The organism is Pseudomonas sp. NPDC087336, from assembly GCF_044744285.1.
Classification (GTDB): domain Bacteria; phylum Pseudomonadota; class Gammaproteobacteria; order Pseudomonadales; family Pseudomonadaceae; genus Aquipseudomonas.
In genome coordinates, this window is the sequence record NZ_JBIUYA010000037.1 from 1 (window position 1) to 16,489 (window position 16,489).

12 protein-coding genes and 1 pseudogene are annotated in these 16,489 nt (G+C 61.5%); 10 read left to right on the forward strand and 3 right to left on the reverse strand.

From position 1 onward, the window contains the following. The coding region (gene rpsB, locus ACIO0C_RS26925; RefSeq protein ID WP_401316783.1) for a 30S ribosomal protein S2 at positions 1-226 on the reverse strand (226 nt) is incomplete at its 3' end. Positions 227-597: 371 nt separating this feature from the next. On the opposite strand from rpsB, the gene map reads away from it, so the two are divergent. The 3 genes from map to dapC are packed head-to-tail and all read left to right on the forward strand — an operon-like array spanning position 598 to position 5,382. Then, on the forward strand, positions 598-1,380 hold the full coding sequence (gene map / locus ACIO0C_RS26930) for a type I methionyl aminopeptidase (RefSeq protein WP_008057306.1): 783 nt from the start codon (positions 598-600) through the stop codon (positions 1,378-1,380). A gap of 40 nt (positions 1,381-1,420) precedes the next feature. Continuing rightward, complete coding sequence (locus ACIO0C_RS26935; protein WP_401316787.1) at positions 1,421-4,123, forward strand: [protein-PII] uridylyltransferase; 2,703 nt, start codon at positions 1,421-1,423, stop codon at positions 4,121-4,123. 59 nt (positions 4,124-4,182) lie between these two features. After that, a complete protein-coding gene (gene dapC / locus ACIO0C_RS26940; protein ID WP_401316789.1) occupies positions 4,183-5,382 on the forward strand; it encodes a succinyldiaminopimelate transaminase in 1,200 nt (399 codons plus the stop codon). A 7-nt stretch (positions 5,383-5,389) separates the two neighbouring features. Here dapC and ACIO0C_RS26945 read toward each other — a convergent pair. Beyond that, a pseudogene (locus ACIO0C_RS26945) lies at positions 5,390-7,203 on the reverse strand (cation:proton antiporter). A 220-nt stretch (positions 7,204-7,423) separates the two neighbouring features. On the opposite strand from ACIO0C_RS26945, the gene ACIO0C_RS26950 reads away from it, so the two are divergent. The 4 genes from ACIO0C_RS26950 to ACIO0C_RS26965 all read left to right on the forward strand — a co-directional run bounded on the left by ACIO0C_RS26950 (position 7,424) and on the right by ACIO0C_RS26965 (position 10,600). After that, entirely contained in the window at positions 7,424-7,786 is a 363-nt protein-coding gene (locus ACIO0C_RS26950) for an ArsC family reductase (protein WP_008057297.1), read from the forward strand. Positions 7,787-7,818: 32 nt separating this feature from the next. Further along, a complete protein-coding gene (gene dapD, locus ACIO0C_RS26955; RefSeq protein WP_401316792.1) occupies positions 7,819-8,853 on the forward strand; it encodes a 2,3,4,5-tetrahydropyridine-2,6-dicarboxylate N-succinyltransferase in 1,035 nt (344 codons plus the stop codon). 140 nt (positions 8,854-8,993) lie between these two features. Beyond that, positions 8,994-10,199 carry an aminotransferase class V-fold PLP-dependent enzyme gene (locus ACIO0C_RS26960; RefSeq protein ID WP_401316794.1) on the forward strand — a complete coding sequence of 402 codons (1,206 nt, stop codon included), beginning with the start codon at positions 8,994-8,996 and terminating at the stop codon, positions 10,197-10,199. Continuing rightward, on the forward strand, positions 10,196-10,600 hold the full coding sequence (locus ACIO0C_RS26965; RefSeq protein WP_401316797.1) for a SufE family protein: 405 nt from the start codon (positions 10,196-10,198) through the stop codon (positions 10,598-10,600). Before ACIO0C_RS26960 ends, ACIO0C_RS26965 begins: the two co-directional genes overlap by 4 nt. A gap of 87 nt (positions 10,601-10,687) precedes the next feature. Here ACIO0C_RS26965 and tcdA read toward each other — a convergent pair whose 3' ends face one another. Beyond that, on the reverse strand, positions 10,688-11,506 hold the full coding sequence (gene tcdA / locus ACIO0C_RS26970; RefSeq protein ID WP_401316799.1) for a tRNA cyclic N6-threonylcarbamoyladenosine(37) synthase TcdA: 819 nt from the start codon (positions 11,504-11,506) through the stop codon (positions 10,688-10,690). Positions 11,507-11,716: 210 nt separating this feature from the next. Between tcdA and ACIO0C_RS26975 the strand changes: the two genes are divergently transcribed. From ACIO0C_RS26975 to ACIO0C_RS26985, 3 genes are all read left to right on the forward strand, one after another. Continuing rightward, positions 11,717-14,308, forward strand: coding sequence for a glycosyltransferase (locus ACIO0C_RS26975; protein ID WP_401316801.1), 2,592 nt, complete (start codon positions 11,717-11,719; stop codon positions 14,306-14,308). A gap of 213 nt (positions 14,309-14,521) precedes the next feature. Next, entirely contained in the window at positions 14,522-15,673 is a 1,152-nt protein-coding gene (gene dapE, locus ACIO0C_RS26980) for a succinyl-diaminopimelate desuccinylase (RefSeq protein WP_401316804.1), read from the forward strand. Continuing rightward, positions 15,673-16,482 carry a putative RNA methyltransferase gene (locus ACIO0C_RS26985; protein WP_401316807.1) on the forward strand — a complete coding sequence of 270 codons (810 nt, stop codon included), beginning with the start codon at positions 15,673-15,675 and terminating at the stop codon, positions 16,480-16,482. Before dapE ends, ACIO0C_RS26985 begins: the two co-directional genes overlap by 1 nt. Positions 16,483-16,489: the final 7 nt, after the last annotated feature.

Sequence of the window (16,489 nt, forward strand, 5' to 3'; positions counted from 1 at the left end):
CGGAACGCTTGGTGCCGACGAACAGAATCTTGTTTTTGCCCTGGGCCAGACGCTCTACGAAAGTCAGAGCTTCGTTGAACATTGGCAGGGTTTTTTCAAGGTTGATGATGTGGATCTTGTTACGCGCGCCGAAAATGTATTTACCCATTTTCGGGTTCCAGTAACGGGTCTGGTGACCGAAGTGCACACCGGCCTTCAGCATATCGCGCATGTTGACTTGGGACATGATAGTTCCTTAATAAGTCGGGTTTGGCCTCCACGTATCCCAATGACCAACCACCAGCATTTCGCTTGCGGCACCCAGGTCATCGTGTCGACACGTGTGTGGATTTAAGCTTTTCGGGGCATCCCCGGAAAGCGGCGCATTTTATACCACAGGGCAGGAAAAAACGGAACCCGGATTCTGAAATCGAGGCAATTGCACGCCACCATCCCTTGGAATCGGCCCGGAATGCGCCATTCTATAGAGAGAAGCGATCTACGGAGCCGCGGATTTGCGTTGATCGTCTGTTAGAATCGCGTTTTTCAGGGCTGCGAAGATCGATCGCGCAACGCCCTTTTCGTCACAAAGCGCCATTGAGCGCAGAGAGAGCCTGTATGACCGTCACCCTCAAAACCCCCGAGGACATCGCAAAAATGCGCATCGCCGGCAAACTGGCCGCCGATGTGCTGGAAATGATTGCCGAATATGTCAAGCCGGGCGTCACCACCGATCAGCTGAACCAGATCTGTCACGACTATATCGTCAACGAACAGAAGGCCATCCCTGCCCCGCTGAACTACAAGGGCTATCCGAAGTCGATCTGCACCTCGATCAACCATGTGGTCTGCCACGGCATCCCGAATGACAAGCCGCTCAAGGATGGCGACACCCTGAACATCGACGTCACCGTCATCAAGGACGGCTACCACGGCGACACCAGCCGCATGTTCCACGTCGGCACCGTGCCGGTCTGGGCCGAGCGCCTGTCGCAAGTGACCCAGGAATGCATGTACAAGGCAATCGAGATCGTCAAGCCCGGCTGCCGCCTGGGCGACATCGGTGAAATCATCCAGAAGCACGCCGAGAAAAACGGCTTTTCGGTGGTTCGCGAGTTCTGCGGCCACGGCATCGGCAAGGTGTTCCATGAAGAGCCGCAGATCCTGCACTACGGCCGTGCCGGCACCGGCATGGAACTGAAGGCCGGCATGACCTTCACCATCGAGCCGATGATCAACCAGGGCCGCGCCGACACCAAGGTGCTGGGCGATGGCTGGACCGCGATCACCAAGGACCGCAAGCTGTCGGCCCAGTGGGAACACACCTTGCTGGTGACCGAAACCGGCTACGAGATCTTCACCCTGCGCAGCGATGACACCATCCCCCGCGTTTCGGCCTGATCCCGTCACCGTACCCAGCCTATAGAAAGGAAAGCAATCGATGCCGCAGGTGGATCCCGAACTCTTCGATCGTGGCCAGTTCCAGGCTGAACTGGCCCTGAAGGCCAGCCCGATCGCAGCCTTCAAGAAGGCGATCCGCCAAGCCCGCGAAGTGCTCGACGGGCGCTTTCGCAGCGGCCGGGACATTCGACGCCTGATCGAGGACCGCGCCTGGTTCGTCGATAACATCCTGCAAAAGGCCTGGGAGCAATTCAACTGGAGCGAGGACGCCGACATCGCGCTGGTCGCGGTCGGCGGCTACGGTCGTGGCGAATTGCATCCTTATTCCGATATCGACCTGCTGATCCTGCTCGACAGTGCGGACCACGAGGTTTTCCGCGACCCCATCGAGCGCTTCCTGACCCTGCTGTGGGACATCGGCCTGGAAGTCGGCCAGAGCGTTCGCTCGGTCGACGAGTGCGCCGAGGAAGCCCGCGCCGACCTGACGGTCGTGACCAACCTGATGGAAAGCCGCACCATCACCGGTCCCGAACACCTGCGCCAGCGCATGCTGGATGTCACCAGCACCGCGCACATGTGGCCGAGCAAGGACTTCTTCCTGGCCAAGCGCGCCGAGCAGAAAGCCCGGCACCACAAGTACAACGACACCGAATACAACCTGGAACCCAACGTCAAGGGCTCGCCCGGCGGACTGCGGGATATCCAGACGATCCTCTGGGTGGCCCGTCGCGAGTACGGCACCCTGAACCTGCGGGCACTGGCCGGCGAAGGTTTCCTGGTCGAAAGCGAGAACGCCCTGCTGGCCTCCTCCCAGGAGTTCTTGTGGAAGGTGCGCTACGCACTGCACATGCTCGCCGGTCGCTCCGAAGACCGCCTGCTATTCGATCACCAGCGCACCATTGCCGGGCTGCTGGGATTCCAAGGCGACGACGCCAAGCAGGCCGTCGAGAACTTCATGCAGCAGTATTTCCGCGTGGTCATGAGCATTGCCCAGCTCAGCGACCTGATCATCCAGCACTTCGAGGAAGTCATCCTCGCGCCGGAGGATGCGGCGCCGCCACAACCGGTCAACTCGCGATTCCAGCTGCACGACGGCTATATCGAGGCGCGCAACGACAATGTGTTCCGCCGTACGCCGTTCGCCATGCTCGAGATCTTCGTGCTGATGGCCCAGCAACCGGAAATCAAGGGTGTGCGCGCCGACACCATTCGTCTGCTGCGCGAGAATCGGCACCTGATCAACGACGACTTCCGCAACGACATACGCAACACCAGCCTGTTCATCGAGCTGTTCAAGTGCAAGATCGGCATCCACCGCAACCTGCGCCGGATGAACCGCTACGGCATTCTCGGGCGTTATCTGCCGGAATTCGGTTTCATCGTCGGCCAGATGCAGCACGACCTGTTCCACATCTATACGGTTGATGCTCACACCCTGAACCTGATCAAGCACCTGCGTAAGCTGCAGTACACCCAGGTCTCGGAAAAATTCCCGCTGGCCAGCAAGCTCATGGCCAAGCTGCCCAAGCCTGAACTGATCTACCTGGCCGGCCTGTACCACGACATCGGCAAGGGCCGGCATGGCGATCACTCGGATATCGGCGCGGTGGACGCCGAGGCCTTCTGCCAGCGCCATCAACTGCCGGTGTGGGACAGCCGCCTGATCGTCTGGCTGGTACAGAACCACCTGGTGATGTCGACCACGGCCCAGCGCAAGGATTTGTCCGATCCGCAGGTGATCCATGATTTCGCCCAGACCGTGGGCGATGAAACACGCCTCGACTACCTGTACGTGCTGACGGTCGCCGACATCAATGCCACCAACCCGACGCTGTGGAACTCCTGGCGGGCCAGCCTGCTGCGCCAGCTCTACACCGAAACCAAGCGCGCCCTGCGTCGCGGCCTGGAAAACCCGGTGGACCGCGAAGAGCAGATCCGCCAGACCCAGAGCGCCGCGCTGGACATCCTGGTGCGCGGCGGGACCGACCCGGACGACGTCGAGCAATTGTGGGCGCAACTGGGTGATGACTATTTCCTGCGCCACACCGCCGGCGACGTCGCCTGGCACAGCGATGCGATCCTCCAGCAGCCGGCCGACGGCGGGCCGCTGGTACTGATCAAGGAAACCACCCAACGCGAGTTCGAGGGCGGCACGCAGATCTTCATCTACGCACCGGACCAGCACGACTTCTTCGCCGTGACCGTGGCCGCGATGGACCAGCTCAACCTGAACATCCATGACGCCCGGGTCATCACCTCCAGCAGCCAGTTCACCCTCGACACCTACATCGTGCTCGACACCGACGGCGATTCGATCGGCGATAACCCGGCACGGGTCAAGCAGATCCGTGACGGCCTGACCGAAGCCCTGCGCAATCCGGACGATTACCCGACCATCATCCAGCGTCGGGTGCCGCGCCAGCTCAAGCATTTCGCCTTTGCACCACAGGTGACGATCCACAACGACGCCCAGCGTCCGGTGACCGTGCTGGAACTGACCGCTCCCGATCGCCCTGGCCTGCTGGCGCGGGTCGGTACGATCTTCCTGGAGTTCAACCTGTCGCTGCAGAACGCCAAGATCGCCACCCTCGGCGAACGCGTGGAAGACGTGTTCTTCATCACCGACGCGAACAACCAGCCGCTGTCCGACCCGTTGCTGTGCAGTCGTTTGCAGGATGCAATCGTCGAACAATTGAGCGTCAACCAGGAACCCGATATCAAACTGTCGCGCATCAGTATCTGAATCAAACAATATCCCCCTGTGGGAGCGGCTGGCTTGCTCCCACATTGATCGAGGCCTTCATGAACAACGCTCTGACCCAGCTGCAACCCTACCCGTTCGAGAAGCTGCGCGCCCTGCTCGGCAGCGTCACGCCCAACCCGGACAAGCGCCCTATCGCGCTGTCGATCGGCGAACCGAAACACCGCTCGCCAAACTTCGTCGCCGAAGCCCTGGCAAGCAACCTGGATCAGATGGCCGTGTACCCGACAACCCTCGGCATCCCGGCCCTGCGTGAAGCCATCGCCGCCTGGTGCGAGCGTCGCTTCGGCGTCCCGAGCGGCTGGATCGACCCGGCGCGCAACGTGCTGCCGGTCAACGGCACCCGTGAAGCACTGTTCGCCTTCACCCAGACCGTGGTCAACCGTGGCGACGACGCGCTGGTGGTCAGCCCGAACCCCTTCTATCAGATCTACGAAGGCGCCGCGTTCCTCGCCGGAGCCAAGCCGCACTACCTGCCATGCCTGGACGAAAACGGCTTCAATCCGGATTTCGATGCCGTTTCACCGGACATCTGGAAACGCTGCCAGATCCTGTTCCTGTGCTCGCCGGGTAACCCGACCGGCGCGCTGATCCCGGCCGAAACCCTGAAAAAACTGATCGCACTGGCAGATGAATACGACTTCGTGATCGCTGCGGACGAGTGCTACAGCGAACTGTACTTCGACGAACAAACCCCACCGCCAGGCCTGCTCAGCGCCTGCGCGGAACTGGGTCGCCAGGACTTCAAGCGCTGCGTGGTATTCCACAGCCTGTCCAAGCGCTCCAACCTGCCGGGCCTGCGTTCCGGTTTTGTTGCCGGTGACGCGGATATCCTCAAGGGCTTCCTGCTCTATCGCACCTACCACGGCTGCGCGATGCCGGTTCAGACCCAACTGGCCAGCGTTGCTGCGTGGAACGACGAAGTGCATGTACGCGCCAACCGTGCGCTGTATCGTGAGAAGTTCGACGCCGTACTGGAAATCCTCAGCCCGGTTCTGGACGTACAACGTCCCGATGGCAGTTTCTACCTGTGGCCGAATGTAGCCGGTGACGACGCCGCCTTCTGCCGCGACCTGTTCGAGCAGGAGCATGTGACCGTGGTGCCGGGCTCCTACCTGTCGCGGGATGTCGAGGGTGTCAATCCGGGCGCCGGGCGAGTGCGCATGGCGCTGGTTGCGCCGTTGGCCGAGTGCGTGGAAGCGGCCGAGCGCATTCGCGATTTCATCCAGCGTCGCGGTTAACTGCCCGTCACTTCACCTGACCGAGCTTGGCTTCACTCAAGTCAAGCTCACCCAGGACCTCGCGCAACACGTCATCGCCGATCTGGTGCTGTCGACTCAGGCTGTACAACGCCAGGCGCTGCGCCCGCAGCGCCTTCAAGCGCAAACGGCGCTCCAGCAAATCCATCTGGAACGCCAATGCCTGGGCTTCGGCCGAGTCATTGAACACCTCCAGCTGATGCCGATACTCGGACATGATTCGCGCCTTGAGTTCTACCGCCAGCGCCGCTTGAGTGGCGTCCTGTGGGTTGACCTCTTCGGTTTCAAGGGCATGAATGGCCGCTTCGGCGGTTTTGCGCCAGGCGTCTTGCACTTCATTGCGACGCTTGTCGTCCGGGCTTTTCTCTATGCCACGCAGCAGCAACGGCAAGGCCACGCACGCGGCGATCAACGACAGCAGGATCACCCCGGCAGCGATGAAGATCAGCAGGTCACGCTCGGGAAACGCGTCGGCTCCCATCAGCATCGGCACCGACATCACACCTGCCAGCGTCACCGCCCCGCGCACGCCACCAACGGTCAGCAACCAACAGGAACGCGCGCTCGGCACCCGGGTGATCTCATCCTTGCCGCGCCAGCGCCGCAACATAATGGACAGGCGCCAGATGCTCTGCACCCAGACGAACCGCAACACCAGCAGCACCAGGAAAATCGCCAGCACATCGACGCAGCGATAAAGCAACGTCGGCCACAGCGAGGCTTCATGACTGGCCACGGCCTTGATGATGTCCGGCAACTGCAAACCCAGCAGCAGAAAAATCAAGCCATTGAAGGCGAATTCGAGCAATGACCAGACGCTGCGATTGAGCAGCCGCGTATTGGTCTGGCGCGGCAGCAGATCGAGCCAGCTTTGCATCATCCCCGCCGCTACCGCCGACAGGATGCCCGACGCACCCACGCGCTCGGCGAGCACGTAGGCGGCAAACGGCAGCAACAACATGAAGACGACGTGGGTGGCCGGGTCATCCCAGCCGCGGGCAATCATCCACGAGCGCAGGCGCCCCACCAACCAGCTCAAGGCCACGCCAATCGCCAGGCCACCGACCGCCACCAACAGATTCTGTTGAAAAAGTCGGCCATGGTTTCCACGGCAGAAAAGTAAGCGCTTGAGATTGAAATCTTTACTTTGTGCAGAGGATTCCGGGCTCAGATTTCGCGTAGCTGCGCGCAAAAAAGGCATTTTGAGCAGTCAGTACGCGGGCAGTCTGGAAGTACCGACTTTTTCAACACAATCAACACAAAGGTGACACTGGCGTTGGCCAGCGAAAACACCCCGGTCACCGCCGCCACCAGGGCGAACTTGAACGTCACCAGACCCGAGGCATCGTTCATCAAGGCCTCGCCCTGCAGGATGTGCATCAAGGGCGTCGGCAAGCGATTCTGGGAGATCGCCGACACCGCCACGGCGTCCGTGGGCGACAGCACCGCAGCCAGCGCAAACGCCACCGGCAGCGGGATACTCGGCAGCAACCAGTGAATGAAGTACCCGGCACCGACCACGGTAAACAGCACCAGACCCACGGCCAGGGTCAGGATCGGTCCACGCAGGCGCCAGAACTCTCGCTTGGGCATGCGCCAACCGTCGGAAAACAACAGTGGCGGCAGGAACAGAAACAGAAACAATTCAGGGTCCAGCGCCACATGCAAGCCCAGGGTCGGCCAAGCCAGCAAGGCGCCTGCGGCAATTTGTACCAACGGCAATGGTAGCGGGATCACCCGTCCGAGCAGGCGCGAAACGCCCACCAGCATCAACAGGATCAGGACGGTGTAGGCGGTTTGCATAAAACGGGATTCCCGGACAATCGACAGCATTGAAGTGCCATATTAGCCACTTAGACTGTGCGCGACCCTTGCACCAATGTCGCACAGGGTCACCAACCAGCCTGCAGCACCGCTCCCACAGGTTGCGCGGAGGCAAATCGACCAGGACCGCCGCGAAACCGTCCGGTCATGGCATAATCCGGCACCTTTTATTTCCGACACCTGTAAAGGGGGCGATTCCTTGACCGTTTCAAGTAAAACGTTGCACCTTTTCGGCATCAAAGCCTGCGACACCATGAAAAAGGCGCGCACCTGGCTCGATGAACACGCTGTCAGCTATGACTTTCATGATTACAAAGCGGTCGGTATCGACCGTGAACACCTGACCCAATGGTGCAACGAGCACGGCTGGGAAGTGGTGTTGAACCGTGCAGGCACGACCTTTCGCAAGCTCGACGACGAACGCAAAGCCGATCTCGACCAGTCGAAAGCCATCGAACTGATGCTCGCACAACCTTCGATGATCAAGCGCCCGGTGCTCGATCTCGGTGACCGAACCCTGATTGGCTTCAAGCCAGATATCTACGCGGCCGCGCTCAAGTAAGCAGCCCGTTTCAATTTGCTAGAGGTATCAACATGTCTACTACCCCGTTCAGCCTGGCCTTTGGTGTCGGCACTCAAAACCGTCAAGGCGCCTGGCTGGAAGTGTTCTACGCACAGCCATTGCTCAACCCGTCGGCCGAACTGGTCGCTGCCATCGCGCCGATCCTGGGCTACACCGAAGGTAACCAGGCCATCACCTTCACCACCGCCCAAGCCTCGCAACTGGCTGAAGCCGTGAAAGGCGTCGACGCTGCCCAGGCCGCCCTGCTGACCCGCCTGGCCGAGAGCCACAAGCCGCTGGTCGCAACGGTCCTGGCCGAAGACGCACAATTGACCTCCACGCCTGAGGCCTACCTCAAGCTGCACCTGCTGTCCCATCGCCTGGTCAAGCCACACGGCCTGAACCTGGCTGGCGTGTTCCCGCTGCTGCCAAACGTCGCCTGGACCAGCCAGGGCGCCATCGACCTGTCCGAACTGGCCGAGCATCAACTCGAAGCCCGCCTGCGCGGCGAGCTGCTGGAAGTGTTCTCGGTGGACAAGTTCCCGAAAATGACCGACTACGTCGTACCGGCCGGCGTGCGTATCGCTGACGCCGCGCGTCTGCGCCTGGGCGCCTACGTGGGCGAAGGCACCACCGTGATGCACGAAGGCTTCATCAACTTCAACGCCGGCACCGAAGGCCCGGGCATGATCGAAGGCCGCGTCTCTGCTGGCGTATTCGTCGGCAAGGGTTCGGACCTGGGTGGCGGTTGCTCGACCATGGGCACCCTGTCGGGTGGCGGCAACATCGTGATCAAGGTTGGCGAAGGCTGCCTGATCGGCGCCAACGCCGGTATCGGCATCCCGTTGGGCGATCGCAACACCGTTGAGTCGGGCCTGTACGTGACGGCCGGTACCAAGGTGGCGCTGCTGGACGAGAACAATGAGCTGGTCAAGGTCGTGAAGGCCCGTGAGCTGGCTGGCCAGACCGACCTGCTGTTCCGTCGCAATTCGCAAACCGGTGCCGTGGAATGCAAAACCCACAAATCGGCCATCGAACTGAACGAAGCGCTGCACGCTCACAACTAAGCAGAACGTCACACGATAACCTTGTAGGATCGTGGCTTGCCCGCGAAGCGTTTAGCGGCCTCAAAGGCCCCTTCGCGAGCAAGCTTCGCTCCTACACAGGTTCGGCGTACACCCGCCCATGTTTACCAGGGCCCGATAGCATGATGATTCTCTCCCCCTGGCGCGCCGACTTTCCGGCCATCGCCGCCCTGCAACGGCAAGGCCAGACCTATCTGGACAACGCCGCCACTACACAGAAACCTCAAGCCCTGCTCGACGCCCTGGCGCATTACTACGCCAATGGCGCGGCCAACGTGCATCGGGCGCAACACCTGCCCGGCGCCCACGCCACCCAGGCGTTCGAGGACAGCCGCCGCAAAGCCGCGCAATGGCTCAACGCCGGTGACAGCGGGCAGATCATTTTCACCCACGGTGCGACCTCTGCGCTGAACCTCCTGGCCTATGGCCTGGAGCCTCTATTCCATCCGGGCGATGAAATTGTCATCAGCGCCCTGGAACACCACGCCAACCTGCTGCCGTGGCAGCAACTGGCGCACCGCCGCGAGTTGAAACTGGTGATCCTGCCACTGGATGCCGACGGCGTGATCGACCTCGAAGCCGCCACTGGATTGATCGGCCCACGCACGCGGCTGCTGGCAGTCAGCCAGTTGTCCAACGTGATCGGTGCCTGGCAACCCCTGCCCGCACTGCTGGCGATGGCCAAGGCGCATCACGCACTCACCGTGATCGACGGCGCCCAGGGCGTGGTCCATGGCCGGCATGACGTGCAGGCACTGGGGTGCGATTTTTACGTATTTTCCAGCCACAAGCTCTACGGCCCCGATGGCCTGGGCGTGTTGTTCGGGCGCCATGAAGCGCTGCAACAGCTACGCCCCTGGCAGTTCGGCGGCGAGATGGTGCTGGACGCCAACTATCACGACGCGCGCTTCCGCCCTGCACCGCTGGGATTCGAAGCCGGCACGCCGCCGATTTCCAGCGTCATTGGCTTGGGGGCAACCCTGGACTACCTTGCCGGGCTCGATCAGGACGCCGTATCCGCCCACGAAGCGGCGCTGCATGACTGTCTGCTCAAGGGACTCGAGGCGCGCAACGGCATCCGCCTGCTGGGCAAGCCGCAAGTGGCGCTGGCGAGTTTTACCGTCGAGGGTGTACATAATTCTGATCTGGCGCACCTGCTGACCGAACAAGGCATTGCGGTGCGCGCCGGTCATCACTGCGCCATGCCGCTGCTTAAAAGCCTGCACCTGGCCGGAGCGATTCGGGTGTCGTTGGCGCTGTATAACGATTGCGAAGACATGGAGCGGTTCTTTGAAGCGCTGGATCAAGCACTGGAGCTGCTGCGATGAGCCTGCCTGCCGAAGCCGTGACAGCACTCGAAGCCTTTCAGGGGGCGCCCGGCTGGGAACAACGGGCACGTCTGCTGATGCAGTGGGGCGAACGCCTGCCCGCCTTGAGCGATGAGCAAATGTGCGAGGCCAACCGGGTGCACGGCTGCGAAAGCCAGGTGTGGCTGGTGGGCGAGTTGCAGGATGGCCACTGGCTGTTCAGGGCCAACAGCGATGCACGCTTGATTCGCGGCTTGGTAGCGTTGCTGCTGGCGCGGGTCAACGGGTTGTCGGCGGCTGAGTTGCAGCAGGTGGATTTGCCGGACTGGTTCAATCAGCTGGGGTTGGGTCGCCAGTTATCCCAGTCGCGTAGCAATGGCCTCAACGCCGTATTACAACGAATGAATGAGTTGGCGGGTTGATCGCCTTCGCGAGCAGGCTCGCTCCCACATTGGAATGCATTCCCCTGTGGACGAGCCTGCTCGCGACGTGGCCATCAGCAGCAACACTCAGGCCTGAGGTTTAACCCGCTCCGCCGGCCGCCGCACACCCGCCACGATCTTGTCCACCGCCTTGGTCGCCGCGACCATGCCGAAGGTCGCCGTCACCATCATCACCGCGCCAAAACCACCAGCGCAGTCAAGCTTCACACCATCGCCGACGAAACTCTTCTGCAAACAAATGCTGCCATCGGGTTTCGGGTAGCGCAGTTGCTCGGTGGAGAACACGCACGGCACGCTGTAGTGACGGGTCACGGTGCGTGAGAAGCCATAGTCGCGGCGCAAGGTGGAGCGCACTTTCGACGCCAGCGGGTCATTGAACGTACGGTTGAGGTCGCAAACCTGGATCAGCGTCGGGTCGATCTGCCCGCCCGCGCCGCCGGTGGTGATGATCTGGATCTTGCGCCGTTTACACCAGGCAATCAGCGCTGCCTTGGCGTTGACGCTGTCGATGCAGTCGATCACGCAATCGATGTTCGGGGTGATGTATTCGGCCATGGTCTCGCGGGTGACGAAATCCGGCACCGCGTGCACCGTGCAATCCGGGTTGATCCCGCGCAGGCGCTCGGCCATCACGTCGACCTTGGGTTTGCCGACGGTGCTGTCCAGCGCGTGCAACTGACGGTTGGCGTTGCTGACGCAGACATCGTCCAGGTCGAACAACGAAATCTCGCCAACACCACAACGGGCCATGGCTTCCGCCGCCCAGGAGCCAACGCCACCAACGCCGACAATCGCCACGTGCGCCGCGCGCAAGCGTTCAAGGCCCTCGATGCCATACAAACGGGCGATGCCTGCAAACCGCGGATCTTCTGTACTCATGACCATCACCTCAAAAACCGGCGCGCAGTATAGGGCTTCGCGGCACTAAATTTTAGGCTTCAAGCGGTAAGTGTAAGAACTTATGTGAAATCAAATTGCCCAATGTCGGGTAATTCCCTGTCCGCTGTAGGTTCAGAGAATGCGAGGTGTAGGATTCGCGCCCCTTGGCGGTCCGACCGTTCCTTCGTTCCACAGTCTTTGGAACCCGAAATAACTATGTCATCGCGTAAATTTGGACTCAACCTGGTGGTGGTGCTCGCCATCGCTGCCTTGTTTACCGGCTTCTGGGCGCTGATCAATCGCCCGGTGACCGCGCCCGACTGGCCAGAGCAGATCTCCGGTTTCTCGTACTCACCTTTCCAGCAGGGTCAATTCCCACAAAAAGAGCAGTACCCGACCGACGATCAAATGCGTCGCGACCTGGAGATCATGAGCAAGCTGACGGATAACATCCGTACTTACTCGGTCGACGGCACGCTGGAGAACATCCCCAAGCTGGCGGAAGAATTCGGCCTGCGGGTGACACTGGGGATCTGGATCAGCCCGGACCTGGAACGTAACGAGCGGGAAATCGCCCGCGCCATCGAAATCGCCAACTCTTCGCGCAGCGTCGTGCGCGTCGTTGTCGGTAACGAAGCGATTTTCCGTAAGGAAATCACCGCCGCCGAACTGAGTGTGATCCTTGATCGCGTCCGCACCGCGGTGAAGGTGCCGGTGACCACGTCCGAACAGTGGCACGTCTGGGAAGAACACCCGGAACTGGCCAAGCACGTCGACCTGATCGCCGCCCACGTGCTGCCCTACTGGGAATTCATCCCGATGGACAAGGCCGGGCAGTTCGTCCTCGACCGCGCCCGCGACCTGAAAAAGATGTTCCCGAAAAAACCGTTGCTGCTGTCTGAAGTGGGCTGGCCAAGCAACGGCCGCATGCGCGGTGGCGCCGATGCATCGCCGGCAGACCAGGCGATCTATCTGCGGACCTTGGTCAACAAGCTCAACCGCCAGGGTTTCAACTACTTTGTGATCGAAGCCTTCGACCAGCCGTGGAAGGTCAGCGACGAAGGTTCGGTGGGCGCTTATTGGGGTGTGTTCAACGCCGCGCGCCAGCAGAAATTCAACTTCGAAGGCCCGGTGGTCGCCATTCCGCAATGGCGCGTGCTGGCCATCGGTTCGGTGGTATTGGCGCTGCTGTCGCTGACCCTGCTGATGATCGACGGCTCGGCCCTGCGCCAGCGTGGCCGCACCTTCCTGACCTTTATCGCATTCCTCTGCGGTTCGGTGCTGGTATGGATCGGCTATGACTACAGCCAGCAGTACAGCACCTGGTTCAGCCTGACGGTGGGCTTGCTGCTCGCACTCGGCGCGCTCGGGGTGTTCATCGTGTTGCTGACCGAGGCTCACGAACTGGCCGAAGCGGTGTGGATCCACAAGCGGCGCCGGGAATTCCTGCCGGTGGTCGGCGATTCCAGCTATCGACCGAAAGTCTCGATCCATGTGCCGTGCTACAACGAGCCACCGGAGATGGTCAAACAGACCCTCAACGCCCTGGCGAACCTGGACTATCCGGACTTCGAAGTCCTGATTATCGACAACAACACCAAGGACCCGGCCGTCTGGGAACCGGTGCGCGACTACTGCGAAACCCTCGGCCCGCGCTTCAAGTTCTTCCACGTCGCGCCGTTGGCCGGTTTCAAGGGCGGCGCGCTGAACTACCTGATCCCGCACACCGCCAAGGATGCCGAAGTGATCGCGGTGATCGACTCCGATTACTGCGTGCACCCCAACTGGCTCAAGCACATGGTGCCGCACTTTGCCGATCCGAAGATCGCCGTGGTGCAGTCGCCGCAGGATTACCGCGATCAGAACGAAAGCACCTTCAAGAAGCTCTGCTACGCGGAATACAAAGGCTTCTTCCATATCGGCATGGTCACCCGTAACGACCGTGATGCGATCATCCAGCACGGCACCATGACCATGACCCGGCGCTCGGTGCTCGAAGAGTTGGGCTGGGCCGACTGGTGCATCTGCGAAGACGCCGAACTGGGCTTGCGCGTATTCGAAAAAGGCCTGTCGGCGGCGTATTACCACGACAGCTACGGCAAGGGCCTGATGCCCGATACCTTTATCGACTTCAAGAAACAGCGTTTTCGCTGGGCCTATGGTGCGATTCAGATCATCAAGCGTCACACCCGCAGCCTGCTGCGCGGCAAGGACACCGAACTGACCCGCGGTCAGCGCTACCACTTCCTCGCGGGCTGGTTGCCGTGGGTCGCGGATGGCATGAACATCTTCTTCACCGTTGGCGCGCTGTTGTGGTCGGCGGCGATGATCATAGTGCCGCAGCGGGTCGATCCGCCGCTGCTGATTTTCGCGATCCCGCCGTTGGCGCTGTTCGTGTTCAAGGTCGGCAAGATCATCTTCCTCTACCGTCGCGCCGTAGGCGTGAACCTCAAGGATGCGTTCTGCGCGGCGCTGGCGGGACTCGCGTTGTCGCACACCATCGCCAAAGCGGTGCTGTACGGCTTCTTCACCAGCAGCATTCCGTTTTTCCGCACACCGAAGAATGCCGATAACCACGGCTTCTGGGTGGCGATTTCGGAAGCCCGGGAAGAGGTGTTCATCATGCTGTTGCTGTGGGGTGCGGCGCTGGGGATTTTCCTGGTGAACGGCATGCCGAGCAACGACATGCGCTTCTGGGTCACCATGTTGCTGGTGCAGTCGCTGCCGTACCTGGCGGCGCTGATCATGGCGTTCCTTTCGTCGCTGCCCAAACCTTCGGGCGAAACCGAAACGGCGCCAGCGGTCTAAATCTTCACCGATGCACTAAACGGCGGCCAATGGTCGCCGTTTTGCTTTAAGATAACCGCCATTTTGCAGGGCTTGCCCCAATGGCCTGACCACAATTCCTGTGGGAGCGAGCTTGCTCGCGATGAGTCCGTCACATTCAACATTTATGTTGTGCGTGGTTGCGCCATCGCGAGCAAGCTCGCTCCCACATTAAGAGCTTCCGGAGTTTTTTCCATGACGGCCCACGCCGACCTTTCGCCGACCCTTCAACTCGCCATCGACCTGATCCGCCGTCCGTCCGTGACGCCGGTCGACGCCGATTGCCAGAAGCAGATGATGCAGCGCCTGGGCGATGCCGGTTTCATGCTGGAACCGATGCGCATCGAAGATGTGGATAACTTCTGGGCCACCCACGGCAAACACGATGGCCCGGTGCTGTGCTTCGCCGGCCACACCGACGTGGTGCCGACAGGTCCCGTGACCGCCTGGCAGATCGACCCGTTCAACGCGGTGATCGACGAGCACGGCATGCTTTGTGGCCGTGGCGCGGCAGACATGAAAGGCAGCCTGGCGTCCATGACCGTGGCGGCCGAGCGTTTCGTCGCCGACTACCCGGATCACAAGGGCAAGGTCGCGTTCCTGATCACCAGCGATGAAGAGGGCCCGGCGCACCACGGCACCAAGGCTGTGATTGAACGCCTGGTCGCGCGCAAGGAGCGCCTGGACTGGTGCATCGTCGGCGAACCGTCGAGCACCACCCTGGTCGGTGACGTGGTCAAGAACGGTCGTCGCGGTTCCCTCGGCGCCAAGCTCACCGTGCGCGGCGTGCAGGGCCACGTGGCCTATCCGCACCTGGCGAAGAACCCGATCCACCTCGCTGCTCCAGCCCTGGCGGAACTCGCCGCCGAGCATTGGGACCACGGCAACGACTTCTTCCCGCCGACCAGCTTCCAGATCTCCAACCTCAACTCCGGCACCGGCGCGACCAACGTCATCCCGGGTGACCTGGTCGCTGTATTCAACTTCCGCTTCTCCACCGAGTCGACCGTCGAAGGCCTGCAAAAGCGCGTCGCCGACATCCTCGACAAGCATGGCCTGGACTGGCACATCGACTGGGCACTGTCGGGCCTGCCGTTCCTCACCGAACCGGGCGCGCTGCTCGACGCCGTGTCGTCGAGCATCAAGGACATCACCGGGCGTGAAACCCATGCGTCCACCAGCGGTGGCACGTCCGACGGTCGCTTCATCGCGACCATGGGCACGCAAGTGGTCGAACTGGGGCCGGTCAACGCGACCATCCACCAGGTCAACGAGCGCGTGCTGGCGGCCGACCTCGATGTGCTGACCGAAATCTACTACCAGACCCTCGTCAAGTTGCTCGCCTGATGCTCGCTTGCCCGATCTGCAGCGAACCGCTGAGTGCGGTGGACAACGGCGTGGCCTGCCCCGCCGGGCACCGTTTCGACCGTGCGCGCCAGGGTTACCTGAACCTGTTGCCGGTGCAGCACAAGAACAGCCGCGACCCTGGGGATAACCAGGCGATGGTCGAAGCCCGCCGCGACTTCCTCAACGCCGGCCATTACGCGCCGGTAGCCAAGCGCCTGGCGCAGCTGGCGGCAGGTTACGCACCACAGCGTTGGGTAGACATCGGTTGTGGCGAGGGTTACTACACCGCGCAAATCGCCGATGCCTTGCCGGACGCCGACGGCTACGCCCTGGACATCTCCCGGGAAGCGGTCAAGCGTGCCTGCAAACGCAATCCCAAGCTCACCTGGTTGATCGCCAGCATGGCCCGCGTGCCGCTGGCGTCGGGCAGCTGTCAGTTCCTGGCCAGCGTTTTCAGCCCGCTGGACTGGGAAGAAGCCAAGCGCCTGCTCAGCCCCGGCGGCGGCCTGATGAAAGTCGGGCCTACCAGCGGCCACCTGATGGAACTACGTGAGCGGCTGTACGACGAAGTCCGCGAGTACATCGACGACAAGCATCTGGATCTGGTGCCCGAGGGCATGGCGCTGGCCCATAGCGAAACCCTGACATTCAAACTGACGCTTGCCAGTGGCCAGGACCGGGCGAACCTGCTGGCCATGACACCCCACGGCTGGCGCGCCAGTGCCGAACGCCGGGCAGCGGTCATCGAGCAGGCCGAGCCTTTCGAGGTCACCGTGTCGATGCGCTACGATTATTTCGTACTTCAATAACTTCAAC